The 18,815-nt window shown below is 68.0% G+C and carries 17 protein-coding genes; 1 reads left to right on the forward strand and 16 read right to left on the reverse strand.

Going from position 1 to position 18,815, the window contains the following annotated elements:
- The 13 genes from B551_RS14325 to B551_RS14385 all read right to left on the reverse strand — a co-directional run.
- Window positions 1–678, reverse strand: a 678-nt coding sequence (locus B551_RS14325) for a CoA-binding protein (protein ID WP_043439762.1), incomplete at its 3' end; no start/stop codon positions are given.
- 74 nt (window positions 679–752) lie between these two features.
- Window positions 753–1,703 (reverse strand): tripartite tricarboxylate transporter substrate binding protein, encoded by a 951-nt coding sequence (locus B551_RS14330; RefSeq protein WP_052511375.1) that lies wholly within the window; start codon window positions 1,701–1,703, stop codon window positions 753–755.
- A gap of 197 nt (window positions 1,704–1,900) precedes the next feature.
- Entirely contained in the window at window positions 1,901–2,296 is a 396-nt protein-coding gene (locus tag B551_RS14335; protein ID WP_006576288.1) for a Zn-ribbon domain-containing OB-fold protein, read from the reverse strand.
- On the reverse strand, window positions 2,296–3,450 hold the full coding sequence (locus tag B551_RS14340) for a thiolase family protein (RefSeq protein WP_023264377.1): 1,155 nt from the start codon (window positions 3,448–3,450) through the stop codon (window positions 2,296–2,298). Before B551_RS14340 ends, B551_RS14335 begins: the two co-directional genes overlap by 1 nt.
- Window positions 3,451–3,462: 12 nt before the next feature.
- Window positions 3,463–4,731: an ABC transporter substrate-binding protein gene (locus B551_RS14345; RefSeq protein WP_006576287.1), complete on the reverse strand. Its 1,269-nt coding sequence runs from the start codon at window positions 4,729–4,731 to the stop codon at window positions 3,463–3,465.
- A 48-nt stretch (window positions 4,732–4,779) separates the two neighbouring features.
- Window positions 4,780–5,832, reverse strand: a complete 1,053-nt coding sequence (locus B551_RS14350; protein WP_023264379.1) for a cyclase family protein — start codon at window positions 5,830–5,832, stop codon at window positions 4,780–4,782.
- 105 nt (window positions 5,833–5,937) lie between these two features.
- The gene (locus B551_RS14355; protein ID WP_006576285.1) at window positions 5,938–6,774 is read right to left on the reverse strand and encodes an IclR family transcriptional regulator; all 837 of its coding nucleotides are present in this window, start codon (window positions 6,772–6,774) and stop codon (window positions 5,938–5,940) included.
- 273 nt (window positions 6,775–7,047) lie between these two features.
- The gene (locus tag B551_RS14360) at window positions 7,048–9,846 is read right to left on the reverse strand and encodes a nitrate reductase (protein ID WP_006576284.1); all 2,799 of its coding nucleotides are present in this window, start codon (window positions 9,844–9,846) and stop codon (window positions 7,048–7,050) included.
- A gap of 95 nt (window positions 9,847–9,941) precedes the next feature.
- A complete protein-coding gene (locus tag B551_RS14365; RefSeq protein WP_083492610.1) occupies window positions 9,942–11,171 on the reverse strand; it encodes an NAD(P)/FAD-dependent oxidoreductase in 1,230 nt (409 codons plus the stop codon).
- The gene (nirD, locus tag B551_RS14370) at window positions 11,168–11,518 is read right to left on the reverse strand and encodes a nitrite reductase small subunit NirD (RefSeq protein ID WP_006576282.1); all 351 of its coding nucleotides are present in this window, start codon (window positions 11,516–11,518) and stop codon (window positions 11,168–11,170) included. The genes B551_RS14365 and nirD overlap by 4 nt, the downstream gene beginning before the upstream one ends.
- Before the next feature lie 145 nt (window positions 11,519–11,663).
- Window positions 11,664–14,270, reverse strand: coding sequence for a nitrite reductase large subunit NirB (gene nirB, locus B551_RS14375; protein ID WP_052511377.1), 2,607 nt, complete (start codon window positions 14,268–14,270; stop codon window positions 11,664–11,666).
- 78 nt (window positions 14,271–14,348) lie between these two features.
- The gene (locus tag B551_RS14380) at window positions 14,349–15,701 is read right to left on the reverse strand and encodes an MFS transporter (protein ID WP_006576280.1); all 1,353 of its coding nucleotides are present in this window, start codon (window positions 15,699–15,701) and stop codon (window positions 14,349–14,351) included.
- 295 nt (window positions 15,702–15,996) lie between these two features.
- Entirely contained in the window at window positions 15,997–16,563 is a 567-nt protein-coding gene (locus tag B551_RS14385; protein WP_023264380.1) for a helix-turn-helix domain-containing protein, read from the reverse strand.
- Between the two features lie 61 nt (window positions 16,564–16,624).
- Between B551_RS14385 and B551_RS14390 the strand changes: the two genes are divergently transcribed.
- Window positions 16,625–17,245 carry a GNAT family N-acetyltransferase gene (locus B551_RS14390; RefSeq protein WP_006576278.1) on the forward strand — a complete coding sequence of 207 codons (621 nt, stop codon included), beginning with the start codon at window positions 16,625–16,627 and terminating at the stop codon, window positions 17,243–17,245.
- Window positions 17,246–17,260: 15 nt separating this feature from the next.
- Here B551_RS14390 and B551_RS14395 read toward each other — a convergent pair whose 3' ends face one another.
- The 3 genes from B551_RS14395 to B551_RS26120 all read right to left on the reverse strand — a co-directional run bounded on the left by B551_RS14395 (window position 17,261) and on the right by B551_RS26120 (window position 18,735).
- On the reverse strand, window positions 17,261–17,926 hold the full coding sequence (locus B551_RS14395) for a DsbA family oxidoreductase (protein ID WP_006576277.1): 666 nt from the start codon (window positions 17,924–17,926) through the stop codon (window positions 17,261–17,263).
- Window positions 17,927–18,040: 114 nt separating this feature from the next.
- Window positions 18,041–18,283: a hypothetical protein gene (locus B551_RS26115; RefSeq protein WP_156526538.1), complete on the reverse strand. Its 243-nt coding sequence runs from the start codon at window positions 18,281–18,283 to the stop codon at window positions 18,041–18,043.
- The gene (locus tag B551_RS26120; RefSeq protein ID WP_157071987.1) at window positions 18,280–18,735 is read right to left on the reverse strand and encodes a hypothetical protein; all 456 of its coding nucleotides are present in this window, start codon (window positions 18,733–18,735) and stop codon (window positions 18,280–18,282) included. Before B551_RS26120 ends, B551_RS26115 begins: the two co-directional genes overlap by 4 nt.
- Window positions 18,736–18,815 lie beyond the last annotated feature (80 nt).

The following is an 18,815-nucleotide window of genomic DNA, read 5'->3' on the forward strand; positions in this document are numbered from 1 at the left end:
CAGCGTCTCCAGATACAGCAGCATCAGCCGCACGTCATCATCGTGCGCGACGGCGAGCGCCAGGTCGCTGACGGTGACGTCGGCCTGGTTGCCGGTGGCATGCATGTGCCGCACGCCGATGCCCTGGTGGCGCAGCAGGCCGTAGACCATCGCGCCCATGCCGCCGCTCTGGCTGATCACCGCGACCGGGCCATCCTGCGGCGGTACTTCGATGAACATCGTCGAGAAGCTGGCGATCGCGCCGCTGCCGAAGTTGGCCAGGCCCTGGCTGTTGGGGCCCACCATGCGCAGGTCTCCCGCGCGCGCGATATCGACCATCTTCTGCTGCTGGCGCCGGCCTTCCTCGCCCGCTTCGCCGAAGCCCGAAGCGATCACGATGGCCGCCGCCACGCCCAGCCGCGCGCAATCGGCGACCGCCTGCACCGCCGCGTCGCCCGCGACCACGACGATGGCAAGTTCCGGCGCTTCCGGCAGCGCGTCGAGCGACGCGTAGCTGCGCAGGCCCTGGATCTTGTCGCGCTGCGGGTTGATCGGATACAGCGTGCCGCGGTAGCCGTGCTGCTGCATGTAGTGGATCGGCCGGCCGCCGATCTTGTGGATATGGTCCGAGGCGCCGATCACCGCGATCGATCGCGGCGTCAGCAGGGCCTGCAGGCCGCGGGGGAGAGAAGCTGCCATGTCGTTTTCCTGTCAGTCCAATGGGTAAGGCGGAGCGATGGATAAGGCGGAGCGATGAGTCAATCAATGGAAGGTCAGTCGATCGTCGCCCCGGACGTCTTGACCACGCCGGCCCATTTGTCGATCTCGGCGCCGAGGAAACGGCCCGTGGCGTCGGGCGACGTCCATTCCGCGCCGAAGCCCTGCGTGGCGAAACGCGAGCGGACCTCGGCATCGTCGAGTACGGTACGCAGCGTCTTGCTCAGTGTGTCGATCACCGGAGCCGGCGTGCCGGCCGGCGCCAGCAGCGCGTTCCATGCGGTGGCCTCGTAGCCGGCCAGGCCGGACTCGGCAATCGTCGGCACATCGGGCGCCGCGGGCGAGCGCTTGCTGCTCGTCACGGCCAGCGCCTTGAGCTTGCCGTCGCGCACGAACGGCATTGCCGACAGCATCGTGTCGAACATCACCGTGGCCTGACCGCCGATCACATCGGTCAGCGCTGGCGCGCTGCCCTTGTACGGCACGTGGGTCATGCGCACGCCGGCCATCGCGTTGAACAGCTCGGCCGACAGATGGGTCGATTGGCCATTGCCGGAACTGGCAAAGGTGACCTGACCGGGCTTGGCCTTGGCCAGCGCGATCAATTCGGCGACATTGCGCGCCGGCATCGACGGCGCGGTCACCAGCACCAGCGGTCCGCGCGTCAGCAGGCTGACCGGCGCGAAGTCGCGGCGCGTGTCGTAGCCCGGCTTGCGGAACAGGGTCATGTTGATCGCGTGCGCGGTGGTGGCGACCAGCACGGTGTAGCCGTCGGGCGCGGCCTTGGCGACGGCCTCGGCGCCGATGTTGCCGCCGGCGCCCGGCCGGTTCTCGACGACCACCGGTTGCCCGAGCCGCTCGCCAAGCTTCTGCCCCACCACGCGCGCGACGATGTCGGTGGGACCGCCCGGCGGATAGGGCACCACCATCCGGATCGGTTTTGCGGGCCAGGTTTCCGCATGGCCAGGCCGCGGCAACACGGCGCACAGGGTGCCAAGCGCGAGCATCGACAGCAGGGCGCGCAACGCATGCCGTCTGGAGGGGAGAGATGGACGGGCGAGCGCGGCCCGCCGATGCTGCTGATTCGGCTGCATAGGTGTCTCCATGTGGTTGTTATGCTGTGCGGGAATCGCCGCCGGCGAATCACTGCCCGCCATTCCGACCGCTATTCCGGACCGCTATTCCGGACCGCTATTCCAAGCCGCTATTCCCGCTGGAATCGCAACAGCGTGCGCTCGCCATGCCGGAAAAAGCCCGCGCGTACACGGTCGCCGATTGCCACGCCGGCCTCGGCATGGCCCATCACGCGGGGCCCTTCATCGAGCGTGGCCAGCACCAGCGTGTAGGGGACCAGCGCGCGGAAGCTGTCGTCCGGCGCGCGCGCGACCTCGGTCACCGCATAGACGGTCGCTGCGCCGGCGGCATCGCGCCACGCGAGCCGGACGCTGCCGCAGCGCTGGCAGGCATGGCGCTCCAGCGATTGGGCCGTGCCACAGTCGCCGCAGGACTGATAGCGAACGCGGCCGGCTTCCAGACCCGCGGTATAGGGATGACGCCCCTGGGGCAGGACGTCATCGGCGGAATTGGCTGAGCTCGGCATCACAGGGCCTCCAGCACCAGGCTGACATGGGAAGACAGCACGCCGCCATCGGCATGGAACAGCGCGCGGCGACGCGGACCGATCTGGCGGTCCCCGGCACGCCCCGCGAGCTGCCGGGTCGCCTCGACCAGATGCATCAGCCCGCCCGCGACGCCTGAGTGGCCGAACGCCAGCAGGCCGCCATGGGTATTGAGCGGCAGCGCGCCATCGATATCGAAGTCGCCGGCCAGCAGCCGCGCATGCGCGCCGCCGCGTGGCGCCACGCCGATCTCTTCGAGCAGCATCAGCAGCGTGATGGTGAACGAGTCGTAGATCGCCAGATAGTCGAGCCGGTCGACACCGATGCCGGCCTCGGCGAGCGCACGCGTGGCCGCGTCCCTGGCGCCGGTCGTCATCACGCTGTCGATCGCGCACAGATGCTGATGGCGATGCGCCTGCCCCGCGCCGGTGATCCGTACCGGCTGGCCGGACCCCGGTTCCGCCGACACCACCAGCGCCACCGCGCCGTCAGAGATCGGACAGCAGTCCGACAGCAGCAGCGGCGTCGCCACCGGCTTGGCGGCGCAGGCGGCGGCCGCGCTCAACGGTTCGCGCAGATGCGCATCGGGATGCGCGGCCGCATGCTTGCGCATCAGCACGGCGAAGTCCGCCAGGGCGTCGCGCGGCAGGCCGGTCTCCACCAGATAGCGCGACGCCAGCAGCGCGTAGTACGCCGGCACCGAGGCGCCGTTCGGCACCTCGACCTGCGGCTCGCCGACCTGGGCCAGCGTCTGCACCGACTGGTCGCGGCTCTGCCCGCTCAGGCGGTTCTCGCCGGCCACGACCAGCACATGGCGGCAGCGGCCGGCGCGCACCAGCTCGCGCGCCAGCATCGCCATCGCCCCGCCGGTCGCACCACCGGCGGCCATGCCGTGCGCATAGGCGGGTTGCAGAGACGCATATTCGCAGAAGCGGTCGGCCAGCATCAGATGCGGCAACGTGGTCGCGTAACCGCACAGCACGCCGTCGATGTCGCCGCGCGACAGCTCGGCTTCCGCCAGCGCGGCGTCGGCGGCCTGCGCCATCAGCGTCAGCGGCGTGCTGCCGGGCAGCCTGCCGAAGCGGGTATTGCCGGCGCCGCGCAACCAGGCGGCGCGTTGCGTCGATTCGCTCATGTCCGGCCCATGTCAGCGCTTCAGCAGCGGGCACTTCGACTTTGACGGCGGGATGAACGCCTGGTCGCCGGGCACCGTGGCGAGGACCTTGTAGTAGTCCCACGGATACTTCGATTCGGCCTGCGTCTTCACCTCGAACAGGTACATGTCGTGCACCATGCGTCCGTCTTCCCGGATACGGCCGTTGGACGTGAAGAAGTCCTGGATCGGCATCGCCTTCATCTGCTTCATCACCGCGGCGGTCTCGTCGGTGCCGGCGGCCTGCACCGCCTTCAGATAGTGCATCACCGACGAATAGACGCCGGCCTGGCTCATGTTCGGCATCTTCTTGAGCTTGTCGAAATAGCGGCGCGACCATTTGCGGGTGGCGTCGTTCATGTCCCAATAGAACGCCTCGGTCAGCACCAGGCCCGCCGCGGTCTTCAGCCCGATCGCGTGGATGTCGTTGATATAGAGAAGCAGGCCGGCCAGCTTCTGCTTGTTGTCGCGCGTCAGGCCGAACTCGTGCGCGGCCTTGATCGCGTTGACGGAGTCCCCGCCCGCGTTGGCAAGGCCCACGACCTGCGCCTTGCTGGCCTGCGCCTGCAGCAGATAGGAGGCGAAGTCGCTGGCGCCGATCGGATGGCGCGCGGCGCCGAGCACCTTGCCGCCGGTTTCGTTGACCACGGTGGTGGCCGAGTCCTGCAGCGTGTGGCCGAAGGCGTAGTCGGCGGTCAGGAAATACCAGCTCTTGCCGCCGCGCTGGACCATCGCGCGCGCGGTGGTATTGGCGAGCGCATAGGTGTCATAGGCGTAGTGCACCGAGATCGGCGTGCACAGATCGTTGGTCAGCCGCTCGGTGCCGGGTCCCGAGAACACCACGATGCGGTTCTTCTGCTTGGCGACTTCCAGCACGGCGAGCGCGGGCGCGGATGCCGCGACATCGAGGATCGCGTCGACGCGGTCCGTGTCGAACCATTCGCGTGCCTTGTTGGCGGCGATGTCGGCCTTGTTCTGATGGTCTGCGACCACCAGCTCGATCTTGCGGCCCAGCACCTTGCCGCCGAAATCGTCGATCGCCATCTGCGCCGCGGTGGCGCTGCCGCGGCCCGTCACATCGGCATAGAGGCCGCTCATGTCGAGGATCAGTCCGACCTTGACCAGATCGTCGGAGAGGGCCGCTTTCGGCTGGGCCTGGGCATAGGCGGGGCCGCCGAGCGCCAGGGCGCCGCTGCCCAGCATCGCGGCCAGCGTGCGGGAAACGAGGCCGGCAATGCGCCGGCGTGCGGGAAATGGCTTCATGTCGTGGGTCTCCTCCGGATCGTTGGTGTCGCCGCTCAGTGTCGCCGCTCAGACGGTGGCGATCGGTGTGGTGGGCGAACCGACCGCCCCGGGCAGGCGCAGCGGCGGCGCCGTCAGCATGAAGCGGGTGCGGCCATGCTCGCGCAGCCATTGCGCCAGCTCGCGCAGATACCAGAGCTCGCCGAGCGGCAAGCCAAGCTTGAACAGGCAGTGGTGATGCAGCGGCAGCAGCGGATGCGGGCCCGGACCGCTTGGCGGTTGCGCCGGATAGCGCTCCACCGCGTAGTTGTCGGCGATCAGCGCGGCAATGCCGGCATCGGTGATCCACTGCAGCAGCTTGTCGTCGCGCCCGTTCAGCGCGCTGCAGCTGTGGTGCAGCACGTTCTCGTCGGGCTCGCGCTGCATCGACAACACCACCTCGGCAAAACCGGTGCGCAGCAGCAGCATGTCGCCGCGCTCGACCTCGACCCGGTCCGCTTCCATCGCACGCATCAGCTCGTCGTAGCCGATATCGCGGAAGTCGGTGCCGTAGCAGTGCGCCAGGTCGACCAGCACGCCGCGGCCCTGCATGCCCTTGACGGCAAAATTTTCGATGCCGAGCGCGCGCGCCTCGCTGTGTTCGTGATTGCAGCCGTGCGCGGCGAAATGATCGTCGTCGGCGTAGTCGACCGGCCCGACGATATGTTCGTTGGCGCGATAGCCGTTGTAATAGACCCGCTCGGGGCGGCCGTCGCCGTCGGCATCGAACAGCGCGCCGACGTGGGCCAGCGAATCCCATTGCGTCGAATATTGCAGCGACAGCAGCACCTGGTCGTCGCTGATCACGTCGGTGGCCGCGGGGTCGACCTTGGCCAGCGGGAAGTTGACGTAGGGCAGGTCGTCGCGGAAGGTGGGACGCAGCACCGGCGGATGGCGGCGCGGATTGAGCTTGTTGCCGCCGGGATAGTCCAGCGGCAGCGACAGGCAGAAGCTCAGGCCCGCCTGGACCTCCTGCGCAGCCTTGCGTACCTGCTCGGCGCCGATCAGATTGAGCCGCCCGATCTGGTCGTCGGGGCCGAAGTCGCCCCAGGTCGAACCGTCGGGACGTTGTTTCCAGCGCATGCCTGATGTCTCCATGTCGGTGGTCCTCCTTGTTGTTGTTCGGGATGTCCTTTGCGTGGCCGGCGTTTGCGGCGGCAGCCCGCCGGCATTGCGGGGCGGACTCGATTACGGCGTATCGGCTGGCGACAGCGCTGCAGCCGCCGTGCGCGCGGCGGCGCCACGGTGCGGCCAACGGTCCGGCAGCGACGCCTCGATGGCGCCCAGATGGGCGACGATGCCGTCGGCCTCGCGCCGCAGCGCCTTGGCCATCGCGGCCTCCCGTTCGGTGATGCGCTCGTTCAGCGCGGCGATGCTCAGTGCCCCGAGCGGATAACCGTCGGGGCCCGGCAAGGCGATCGCGATGCCGCCCATGCGCTCGACGACCACATCGAGCAGCACCGCATAGCCACGCTCGCGCGTCGCCTCGACATGGCGCAACAGCGCCCCCGTGCTCAGCCGCGGATAGCGCTTGAGCGCCGGCGCCACGCAGCGCAGCACCGCATCGATTTCGTCGTCGGGAAGGGCGGCCAGCAAGGCCAGGCTGCCGGCGCCGACGCCGAGCGGGCGGCGGCTGCCGATATCGAGATAGTTGGCGCGGATCGGGAAATTGCCGAAGCGCAGCTCGGTGCAGACCGATTCCCAGCCGCTCGGCACCGACAGGATTGCGGTGTCCTCGAACGCGCAGGCGAGGCGGATCAGCGCCGGACGGGCCAGGGGCCGCATGTCGAGGCGCCGCAGCGCGGCAGCGCGCAGCACCAGCCATTCCGGCCCGGGACTGAAAGCCTTGGTGGCCCGGTCGCGCGACACCAGGCCCTCGGCGGCCAGCGTGTCGAGCAGACGCAGCGCCGACGCCTTGTCGACGCCCGACGCCTGCGCCAGGTCGGTCAGCCGCGTATTACGCGGATCCGACAGCGCCCGTAGCAGCTGGCAAGCCTTGCGCAGCGACGATCCCTGCGTCGTCATCAGGCCGTCTCCCTGTTCTGGTCATTTCGCGGAATGAAACCGCAGATGCCGTTATAGGGCGACTACAGGGCTGCGTCATTTTGCGACGCATCAAAGTTTCGCCGCGTGAAACACGATTGGCGAACTCGCAACGAACTCCGGGCGATGTGTCGGCCCTGTTCGCTTTACCGGACATTTGCCGGCAGGGCGGAGAAATGTCCGGAATTCCGGATCCGAAGAAAGCTGGCTGGAATCATCAGGCGCAACAACGGGCCGCGGGCTCGACGGCAATCCCTATCCCGCAAACACCGGCTCATCCCGATCGACCTTCGCCGCGGCCAGCAGCGCGTTCAGTTCGGGCACGCACGAACCGCAATTGCCGCCGGCCTTGACGCAGGCGGTGATCTCGGCCGCGCTGCGCAGGCCGTGCTGGCGGATCGCGTCGCAGATGGTATTGCGGCCCACGCCGAAGCAGGAGCAGACCGTTGGGCCGGCGTCGACGCCGGGTTGGGCCGCCTGGCCGATCAGCAGGCCGATGCGGTCCTCGTCATCGAGCAGGCTCTTGGCGAACAGGCTGCCCAGCCAGGCCCGTGCCGGCAGCAGGTCTGACCGCGTCGAGACATAGACGCAGGCCTGCAGCTTGTCGTCGACGACCAGGGCGGCGTGGTAGATGCCGGCGGAACGGTCCTCGTACTCGAGCCAGTCGGCCTCTGGATCGGCCGCGCCGAGCAACTGGCGCGCCCAGGCCGCACGATCGCCGACCGATTCTCGGTCCGCGAATTCGTAGCGCTCGAACCGTTGGCCCGTCACGCGGGTCCACCAGGTCAGCGCACCGCAGTCGAGCCGCTCGCGCGTCAGCGCGAAGCCGTGCCACGAGACCGGAAACGGATCGACGCGCACCGGCGTGTGCTTGAACTCGGGCTCGCCGGACACTGGATCGACCACCGGATTGACCAGCGCGCCGACGCGCGCATCGGAGCTGAACTGTCCGTTCCAGTGGATCGGCACAAAGACGCTGCCGCGCGGGATGCCGCCGCCATGGCGCACGCGCACCACCATCGCGCCCCAGCGGGTCGACACCCGCGCGAGCCGGCCTTCGCCGACGCCGCACAGCAGCGCGTCCTGCGGATGCATGTCGACGAAGGGCTCGGGCAGGTGTTCGGCCAGCCGCGCCGACTTGCCGGTGCGGGTCATCGTGTGCCACTGGTCGCGCACGCGGCCGGTGTTCAGGATCAGCGGGTAGTCCTCGTCGGTCGCGTGGACCGGCTTGCGCGGCGCGGTGGCGACGAAGCGGGCGCGCCGATCCGGGTGCGAGAAGCCACCTTCGCCGAACAGGCGCGCGGTGCCGCCACCGTCCCCGAGCACCGGCCATTGCACCGGTTGCAGCGCGTCGTAGCCTTGTGCGTCGAGGCCGGCGAGGCCGCCGATGTCGAAGGCGCGCGGGACCACATCGTCGCTGCCGACGTCGCTGTGGTTGCCACCCTGGTTCCGATACGCCGACAGCCGCGCATGCTCGTCGAAGATCTCGCGCGGCGAACCGTAGTCGAAGCCGGCAAAGCCCATGCGGCGCGCCACCTGGCAGACGATCCACCAGTCGGCCCGGGCCTCGCCCGGTGCGGGCAGGAAGGCGCGCTGGCGCGAGATGCGGCGCTCGGAGTTGGTCACCGTGCCGTCCTTCTCGCCCCAGCCCAGCGCCGGCAGCAGGATGTGCGCGCTGTCGTTGGTATCGGTGCGGGTCACGATGTCCGACGCGATCACCAGTTCGCAACGCTGCAGCGCGCGCCGAGCCTGGTCGGCGTCGGGCAGGCTGACCACCGGATTGGTGGCCATGACCCACACCGCCTTGATGCGGCCCTGCTCGATCGCCTCGAATAGTTCGACCGCCTTCAGCCCCGGGCGGTCGGCGATGGCCGGTGCATCCCAGAAGGTCTGCACCAGCTCGCGATGGCGCGGCTCGGCCAGCTCCAGATGCGCGGCCAGCATGTTGGCCAGGCCGCCGACCTCGCGCCCGCCCATCGCGTTCGGCTGGCCGGTCAGCGAGAACGGGCCCATGCCGGGTTGGCCGATGCGGCCGGTCAGCAGGTGGCAGTTGATGATGCTGTTGACCTTGTCGGTGCCCGCGGACGATTGGTTGACGCCCTGAGAGTACGCGGTCACGACGCGCGGCGTGCCGGCAAACCATTGGTAGAAGGTCAGCAGGTCGGCCGGATCGATCTTGCAGGCACGGGCGACGGCCGCCAGATCGGCCTCGCCCGCGGCGGCCTGCAGTGCGGCCGCGAGCGCGTCGTCGCCATCGGTATGCGCCTGCACGAACTGCGCATCGGCCACGCCTTCGCGGTGCAGATACTGCAACAGGCCGTTGAACAGCCAGACATCGGTGCCCGGCCGTACCGGCAGGTGCAGGTCGGCCAGATCGCAGGTGGCGGTGCGGCGCGGATCGATGACCACCAGCTTCATCTGCGGGCGTTCCGCCTTGGCCCTGGCCAGCCGCTGGAACAGGATCGGATGGCACCACGCCGTGTTCGAGCCGACCAGCACCACCAGATCGGCGAGCTCCAGGTCTTCGTAGCAGCCCGGCACGATGTCCTCGCCGAAGGCGCGCTTGTGGCCGGCCACCGCCGACGACATGCACAGCCGCGAGTTGGTATCGATGTTCGCCGTGCCGATGAAGCCCTTCATCAGCTTGTTGGCGACGTAGTAGTCCTCGGTCAGCAGTTGCCCGGAAACATAGAGGGCGACCGACTCCGGACCGTGACGGGCGATGATGTCGCGCAGGCCCGAGGCCGCGCGGTCCAGCGCCTCGTCCCACGACGCCCGCCGCAACGCGCCGTCGGCCTCGCGCAATTGCGGATGCAGCAGGCGGTCGTTCAGATCGACGGTTTCGGCCAGCGCCGAGCCCTTGACACACAGCCGTCCCGCGTTGGCGGGATGCGATGGATCGCCGGAGACCTCGACGGTGCCGTCGGCGTGCCGCTGCGCGCGAACGCCGCAGCCGACGCCGCAGTAGGGGCAGGTCGTCTGCACGCTCGCCACCGGCTTGGACCGCGCCGCGGCGTCTTCGGCGATAGCGACTGGAATATCGGAGAGTTTCACACCTTGCCCCTTGCTACTGGATTCCATGTTGGCGCCGTGATGTCACATTCGTCCCCGCGCACGCGGGTACGACGACGGTATCGCCCACCATGTCGTCACGCGGCCACCGCCTCGCACTGCGCCTTGCCGAACAGCAGCCGATTGCGGATCGCGCCGATCGGCGTGCCGTTCTGGATCAACTCGAAATACCACGGACCGTCCTGCACGTCGCCATACAGCACCGCGCCGGCCAGGCGGCCCTGCTGCAGCACCAGGCGCTTGTAGATGCCACGGCGCGGGTCGCGCAGCACCAGGTCCTCGCTGTCGTCGCCGCCGACGATGTCGCCGGCCGAGTACAGCTCGACGCCGCTGACCTTCAGCCGCGTGGCGGTGGCCTGCTGGACATAGCGCCGGTGCCCGGCGCCGGCCAGATGCGCCGCGCAGACGCGGGCCTGATCCCAGATTGGCGCGACCAGTCCGAAGGTCGCCTGGCGGTGCTGCACGCATTCGCCGACGGCATAGATGCGCGGATCGTAGGTCTGCAGCGTGTCGTCGACGACGATCGCGCGCTCGCAATGCAGGCCGGCGGCGCGGGCGAGTTCGGCGTTCGGACGCACGCCGGCGGCCATCACGACGAGATCGGCCGGGATCTGTGTGCCGTCTGCCAGGCGCACGCCGGTAACCCGCGTCTCGCCGAGAATCTCGCTGGTATTGGCGCCGAGCAGGATCCGCAGGCCGCGCCGCTCCAGCGTGCGCTTGAGCAGGGCGGCGGCGTTGGCGTCCAGCTGTCGATCCATCAGCGCGTCGCCAAGATGCAGCACGGTGACGTCCATGCCCTGGCGCAGCAGGCCGTTGGCCGCCTCGAGCCCCAGCAGCCCGCCGCCGATCACCACGGCATGGCGATGCGCGCGCGCGGCGGCCAGCATCGTCTCGACATCCTGGATGTCGCGGAACGCGATTACGCCGTCGAGCGCGTGTCCGGGCACGGGCACGATGAACGGGCGCGAGCCCGTGGCCAGCAGCAGCCGGTCGTAACGGATCTCCTTGCCGGACCGCGAGCGCACCAGCCGGCGCGCGCGATCGATCGCCACGACCGGATCGCCGGCCAGCAGCGTGATGCCATGGCGCGCATACCACTCCTGCGGATGCAGCATGATGTCGTCGACCGTCTTTTCCCCGGCCAGCACCGGCGACAGCAGGATGCGGTTGTAGTTGCCGTGCGGCTCGGCGCCGAACACGGTGATGTCGTACAGATCGGGCGCGAGCGCCAGCAGCTCCTCGACGGTGCGCATGCCGGCCATGCCGTTGCCGACCACGACCAGGCGGGGCTTGTCGGTGTGGGTCATGCCGCCACCCATACCTTGCCGTCGTAGACCCGAGCGGGGTAGGCGTGCACCGAATGCTCCGGCGCCTCGAGGCATTCGCCGGTGCGCAGGTCGAAATGCTGCTTGTAGATCGGCGAGGCCACCACCAGCCGGTCGCCCAGGTTGCCTACCAGCCCGCGCGACAGTACCGCCGCATCGGCATTTGGATCGTAGTTGTCGATCGCGAAGACCTGATTGTCCGGGTCGACGCGGAACACCGCGATCTGACGGTGCCCGACCAGCGCGCAGACGCCGGTGTTCGGCACGATGTCGCGCAGCGCGCAGACCGCGGTCCATTGTTCGGAGGCGTGGGTGGCAAGCTGGCTCATGGATGACTCCTGGTACGGCTGGGTTTGGTACTTGTTCGGTACGCGTTCGATACTCGTCGTCCCCGCGAATGCGGGGACCCAGTGACTTCGAACGTGGACTGAAGACGCTGGGCCCCCGCTTCCGCGGGGGCGAAGACCGAGGCCATCACGCTACCGGGTCCGCCTCGGCGACCCGATCCATGCGGACCAGCGGCACCGCCACAGGGCGCTGCGCCGGCATGCCGCCGCCGGCCACGCGTTGCAGGTTCCGTTCCTCCGGCGTGGCCGGACGGATCTGGCCGCGTTCCTGTACGAACACGACATGCTCGTCCCCTCGCTCGCTGTTGACGAAATGGTGGAAGCGCTGGCGCGTCTGCGGATCGGTGACGGCCTTCTTCCATTCGCATTCGTACGTATCGACGACCAGCTGCATCTGTGCCTCGAGCTCGGCCGCGATGCCCAGGCTGTCGTCGACGACCACGGCCTTCAGATAGTCGAGGCCGCCTTCGAGGTTGTCGCGCCAGACGCTGGTGCGCTGCAGGCGGTCGGCGGTGCGGACGTAGAACATCAGCACGCGGTCGATGTAGCGGACCAGCGTATCGCGGTCCAGGTCGCTGGCGAGCAGCTCGGCATGGCGCGGCTTCATGCCGCCATTGCCGCAGACGTAGAGGTTCCAGCCCTTGTCGGTGGCGATCACGCCGATGTCCTTGCCCTGCGCCTCGGCGCATTCGCGCGTGCAGCCCGACACGCCGAACTTGATCTTGTGCGGCGCGCGCAGGCCCTTGTAGCGGTTCTCCAGCTCGATCGCGAGACCAACCGAATCGCCGACGCCATAGCGGCACCAGGTCGAGCCGACGCACGACTTCACCGTGCGCAGCGACTTGCCGTAGGCGTGGCCCGACTCGAAGCCGGCCGCGATCAGCTCTTCCCAGATCAAAGGCAGCTGTTCGACCCGCGCGCCGAACAGGTCCACGCGCTGGCCGCCGGTGATCTTGGTGTAGAGGCCGAACTTCTTGGCCACGCGGCCGACCGCGATCAGCCCGTCTGGCGTGACCTCGCCGCCCGGCATGCGAGGCACCACCGAATAGGTACCGTCCTTCTGGATATTGGCCAGGAAGTAGTCGTTCGAATCCTGCAGGCTCGCGTGCTCGGGTTTGAGCACGAACTCGTTCCAGCAGGAGGCCAGGATGCTGGCGACGGTGGGCTTGCAGATATCGCATCCGTGGCCCTTGCCGTGCGCGCCCAGCAGCGCGTCGAAGGTGCGGAAGCCGCCGACGCGGACCAGGTGATACAGCTCCTGGCGCGAGTAGGCGAAGTGCTCGCACAAGTGGTTGTTGACCGCCAGCCCCTGCTTCTTCATCTCGGCCTTCATCAGCTGCGTGACCAGCGGCACGCAGCCGCCGCAGGCGGTGCCGGCCTTGGTGCAGGACTTCAGCGCGCCGATGCTGGTGGCGCCGTCGCCGACCGCGGCGCAGATCTGGGCCTTGGAGACGTTGTTGCACGAGCAGATCTGCGCGCCGTCGGGCAGCGCATCGACGCCGAGGCCCGGCTTTGCCTTGCCGTCGGAGGACGGCAGGATCAGGAATTCGGGCGATTCCGGCAGCGGCATCCGGTTCAGCATCATCTGCAGCAGCGTGCCGTACTCGGCCGCATCGCCGACCAGCACGCCGCCGAGCAGGTAGGTGCCGCACTCGGACACCACCAGCTTCTTGTAGACCTCCTTGCGCTCGTCGGCGAACTGGTAGACGCGCGCGCCGGGGGTGCGGCCGTGCGGGTCGCCGAGGCTGGCCACGTCCACGCCCATCAGCTTGAGCTTGGTGCTCATGTCGGCGCCGGTGAAGGCCGCCTCATCGCCGAGCAACTGGCTCGCGGTCACGCGGGCCATGTCGTAGCCAGGCGCGACCAGACCGAAGATCTTGCCCTGCCACAGCGCGCATTCGCCGATCGCGAAGATGTCCGGATCGGAGGTGCGGCACTGGTCGTCGATCACGATGCCGCCGCGCTCGCCGATCGCGAGGCCCGCGGCGCGCGCCAGTTCGTCGCGCGGGCGGATGCCGGCCGAGAACACGATCATGTCGGTGTCCAGGTGCGTGCCGTCGGCGAAGCGCATCCGGTGCGTGCCGTCCTCGCCGTCGACGATCTCGACGGTGTTCTTGCCGGTATGCGCGGTGACGCCCAGCGCCGCGATCTTCCGCCGCAGCATCTGGCCGCCGGCATCGTCGACCTGCACCGCCATCAGCCGCGGCGCGAATTCGACCACATGGGCCTGCAGGCCCATGTCGCGCAGCGCCTTCGCGCATTCGAGGCCGAGCAGGCCGCCGCCGACCACCACGCCGGTGCGCGAGCGCGCGCCACATTCGCGCATCGCTTCCAGATCCTCGATGGTGCGGTAGACGAAGCAGTCGGCGCGATCGCGGCCGGGCACCGGTGGCACGAACGGGTAGGAACCGGTCGCCAGCACCAGCTTGTCGTAGTGCAGCGTCTCGCCGGTCGAGACGGTGACCGTGCGCGCGGTCCGGTCGATCGCGGTAGCGCGCGCGTTCAGCCGCAGCACGAAGCCGGTCTCGTCGAAGAAGCCCGGCTCGACCAGCGACAGGTCGTCGGCGCACTTGCCCGAGAAGAATTCGGACAGGTGAACGCGGTCATAGGCGGGGCGCGGTTCCTCGCACAGCACGGTGACCTGCAGGTTGGCGCCGCTTTCTTCGCGGGCCTGCGCCAGGCATTCGAGCAGTTTGTGGCCGACCATGCCGTGGCCGATGATGACGAGCTTCATGATGCGTTCCTTGTTCGTGGGCGCCTGCGTGGGCATCTCGTGGTGCGTTGTTGTCGGCAGTGGGGCAGGCGGTATTGGCTAGCTGGCGAGCGCGTTCTCGAGCAGTGCCTGTTCGCGGGCCTTGTGCTCCGCGGAGAAGCGCACCGCCACCGCGCACAGCGCCGACAGCACCACCAGCACGCCGAGCACCATCAGGGTTTGCTGCAGGCTGCCCAGGCCCTTCATCAGCAGGCCGGCGGCGACTGCACCGACATTGCCGCCCGCGCCGATGATTCCGGACACGCCGCCCAGCGCCTTGCGGTCGATGAACGGCACCAGCGCATAGGTCGCGCCGCAGGCCATGTGGGTGAACAGGCCGAAGGCCAACATCGCGATCACCGCCAGCACGACCGAATTCGATTGCGAGAACCACAGCAGGCCAAGACCCTCGCCTAGCATCAGCACGAACAGCAGCGTGGTGCGGGCGCTCAGGCCGTGCGTGCGCGCAACCCTGTCCGAGGCCCAGCCTCCCAGCGCGCGGGCGAACAGCGCCAGCAGGCCGAAGCTCGCCGCGGCCAGGCCCGCGGCCTTCAGCGACAGTTCGAACTTGTCGACGAAGTACATCGCGGCGACGTTGTGGATGAAGATCTCGACGCCGAAGCAGGCGCCGTACGTCACGAACAGCAGCCATACCCGGTAGTTGGCGCTGGCTGCGACGAAGCTGGCCCAGCCGCCTTTCTTGCCGCCGTCGATGGCGACGCCGCGCGCGCGCAGATCGGCGTAGTTGCCCTGCGGGCAGTCCTGCGTGAAGCGCCAGTACAGCGCGGCCATCAGCAGCATCGCAACGCCGGGAACCAGCAGCGCGACCCGCCAGCCCATCGTCTCGCTGACGCCGAGCATCAGCACGCCGGCCAGCAGCAGCGGCATCAGACCCTGGGCCGCGCCGCCGCCGGCATTGCCCCAGCCGGCGGACGCGGCATTGGCGGTGCCGACGACGTTCGGCGCGAACATCACCGAGGTGTGGTACTGCGTGATCACGAAGCTCGCGCCGATCGCGCCGATCAGCAGCCGGAAAAACAGGAAGGCCTCGTAGGTCTGCGCCATCGCCACGCCCAGCACCGGAATCGAGCCGAGCACCAGCAGGCCGGTATAGGCCTTGCGCGGCCCATAGCGGTCGCATAGCGGGCCGATGATCAGCCGCACCAGGATCGTCACCGCGACGGCCGCGATATTGATGTTGGCGACCTGATCGGGCGTCAGTCCGAACTCGCCGCGCAGCATCGGCATCAGCGGCGCGCAGGCGAACCAGGCGAAGAAGCAGATGAAGAACGCCATCCACGTCATATGGAAGGCGCGCATCTGTGGCGTGCGGAAGGTGAACAGCGCGATGCGGGTCGCTTTGCTTTCCGCGCTGGAATTCAGGCTTGCATCCGGGCTGAGGGTCGCTGCCATGCTGGCTCCAAGAAAACAAAAGGCGTCCCGAGAGCCGATGCAGGCGATGCGATCGGTTCAGGGGACGCCGTTGTCCTGACGCCGGCGGTGAAGACCGCCGACGCGCTGTGTGTCTGGAGCGGGCCGCCGTTGGTCCGCTCGCGTCACAATTCAGCAAGCGGCATGCCAGCGGGTTTTGTGCTGTTCGATGCGGATACGACGCTGCGGCAGCGCGGCAAAGGTCACGCGATGCGCGCTGTTGGGGCGGGGCGGCACGACGATGGTGCGCCGCAATGCGCGGCGGCGGTGCGCGGGGTCAGCCGGCGCTGGCGAGGTCTGGCGCGCCAGGGGTGACGTCCGCTTGCGGGGAGGAGGGCGAAGCGTTGGACTGGTCCAGCCGGGCCGGCATCGCATGACGCGATCGCACGGTCTTCAGTTCGTTCAAAGGCACTTCGTTGCCAGCCTCGTCGACCAACGCGGCATGGACCTTGAGACCACTGGTGGCCGAGCGCACCTCCACCAGGCCGCAGCCATCCCTCAGATGGCGGTCGCCCCACTGCATCAAGCCAATCAGCACGGGCAGCAGTTCGACGGCGGCGCGCGTAGGCCGGTAGGCGAAGCGCTCCCGCGCCCCCGGCTCGCGGTAGCTGACCCGCCGGAGCAGCCCGGCCTCGGTCAGCGTCTTGAGCCGGGCGGACAGCACGGCCGGCGAGCATTGGAGCCGGGACAGGAAGTCGTCAAAGCGGCTGACGCCGCTCAGCACGTCGCGAAGGATCAGCATCGACCATTTCTCGCCGATCAGGGCGAGCGTGCCGGCGATCGAACAATGACGGAGGTCTTCGGAGGTCGGTTCCATGATCGCAGCATAGCAGGCTGACTTCATTTGCAAAAGTCAGGATCTCGCCTATACTCTGGCTACGATTAATGAAGTCAGGATGCCAGCCATGCCCGCCGTCTTGCGTGCCGCCGAGATTGCCCCCTTCCTGTTTGCCAGGCCCCTGGCCTTCGGCGACTTTCCGCAGACCTGGACCGTCAACGGTGGCCAGATGCTGACGGCGCGCGCAGTACGTCTCGATGACTTCGTCCGCCAGCGGGCCTTCGTCGACGGCCTGTCGCGCGAAAGCCGCTACTACCGCTTCCTGACCGGTGGGTTAGTGTCGGACGACTTGATCGGGCAGTTCGTCCGCAGCCGCTCCGCGCTTGTGGTCACGGCCCGCGGCGATGGCGGCGGCGAGGAAATCATCGTCGCGAATGGGGAATACGCGGTGGGGGAAGCGGGCGTCGCCGAACTTGCCCTCGTCGTCACCGACCGCTGGCAGGGGCGCGGCATCGGCCGCCGGCTGGTGCAGACCCTGGTGCAGGGCGCCAGCGCGCAACGCCTGCGTGCGCTGCGGGGTGAGGTATTGAGCGAGAACCGCCGGATGCTGGCGATCCTGCGCGAGCACGGTTTCTCGGTGCGGCTGCATCCGGACGACGCGTTACTGCACGAGGCCACGCTGACGCTGAACCCGCCGGCCCGGCACGCCACCGAGTGGCTGCCGGAGGACTGGTTCTCGATGCGCTGAGCCGCGGCGGCGCGTTCAGCCTTCAGCGCCTTCGGGGCCTTCAGCGAGGATCTGCCGGATCGCCTGTTCGAACGCTTGCGCCGGCTGACCGCCGGTGACCAGATAGCGATCGTTGAAGATGATCGAAGGCACCGATTGGATGCCCATCGACTGGTATTCCCGTTCCTCGGCGCGGACCTCGTCGGCATAGTCGCCGTTCTCGAGCACGCGGCGCGCCGCGGCACCATCGAGGCCCGCCGATTGCGCCGCCTCGACCAGCACGCCATGGTCGCTCGGATCCTTGCCGTCGCCGTGATAGGCCTGCAGAAGCGCCAGCTTCAGCGGCAACTGCCTGCCTTCGAGCCGGGCCCAATGCAGCAGGCGATGGGCGTCGAAGGTGTTGTAGACGCGCTCGCGCGGACCGAACGAGAACCCGACGTCGGCGCCGCGCTCCCGGATCATCGCCTGCGTCTCAGCGATCTGCGCCGGCGTGCGGCCGTACTTCTTGCCCAGATAAGTGACGATGGCCTCGCCACCGGGTCCCATGTCGGGGTTCAGTTCAAACGGGTGCAGCACGACCCGGGCATCGACCTCGTCGCCAAGACGGGACAGCGCCAATTGCAGCGAGGAAAGGCCGATCGCACACCAGGGGCAGGCGATGTCGGAGACGAAATCGATTTTCAGCGGTTGGGGTTGGGGCATGTGGGGATTCCTGACAGAGGGATTGGATCCGAACGACGGTCGGAATCTTCAATTGGAGCGCGACAGGGTAGCGTGAATATCCGGACCCTGCAGGAGCGGCTCGCATGGAGCCATTCAGGTGCTGCTCCAACCCTGGACCTTCGCGGGAGGCGCAATCAAGCGCAATTCCAATGGTTGCTGCGTCTGTTCTGCTCGTGCAACGGCAAGCTCGCGCCAAGCCTTGGCGATGGCTTGGTACTGTACTTTTAGCGCTGCAGCACACCAGAAGTCATAAGGATCCTTCGCTAGTTGTTCCTCTGTTTCCCGGGCAACCGCAATCAAAGCCTTTACATGCTGTTCAAGAAATTCCGCGCTCACAATGCGATCTCCACGAGTCCTTTCGCTGTAATCCGATCATGGCAAAAACCAAAAACGCCAGACCAGTAAGCCTCTCGCTGGAAACGGTCGCCGCTCCAGGGTCCCTCCATAAAAAAATCCAGCCCAAACTCACTGTCTACATGGTTCTTGTCGATTAGCGGCGCAAGGAGTTCTTTTGTACCCTCCGTCATCTCGCCATCCACTCGGGGATTCCAAAGGATGCAATCGACGTCACGGGGGCCGGGTTTTTCCGTGGCGAACGACCCGTCGAGCCAGAGTGTTGCCTTGACACCGAGGGACTGAAGCTTCTTTATCCAGGCTTCCAACCGAAGATACAACTCTCGCCGCCGCCCGTCGCGCGGGAACCGTTCCACCGCGACGGCGCGAAAGTCCGAAAGCGTGATCCTGTGACGGCCGGGAGGCCACAACGGCGGATAGTCCTGCTTGGGCACGGTTTGGTCCCTTACCAGCGAGTGTCTGGGAGTTCGCCCGGTTGGGCACGGTTTGTCCAGACGGAGCCATTTGCAACCCC

It is taken from the genome of Cupriavidus sp. HPC(L) (assembly GCF_000307735.3).
In the GTDB taxonomy this organism is placed as follows: Bacteria; Pseudomonadota; Gammaproteobacteria; order Burkholderiales; family Burkholderiaceae; genus Cupriavidus.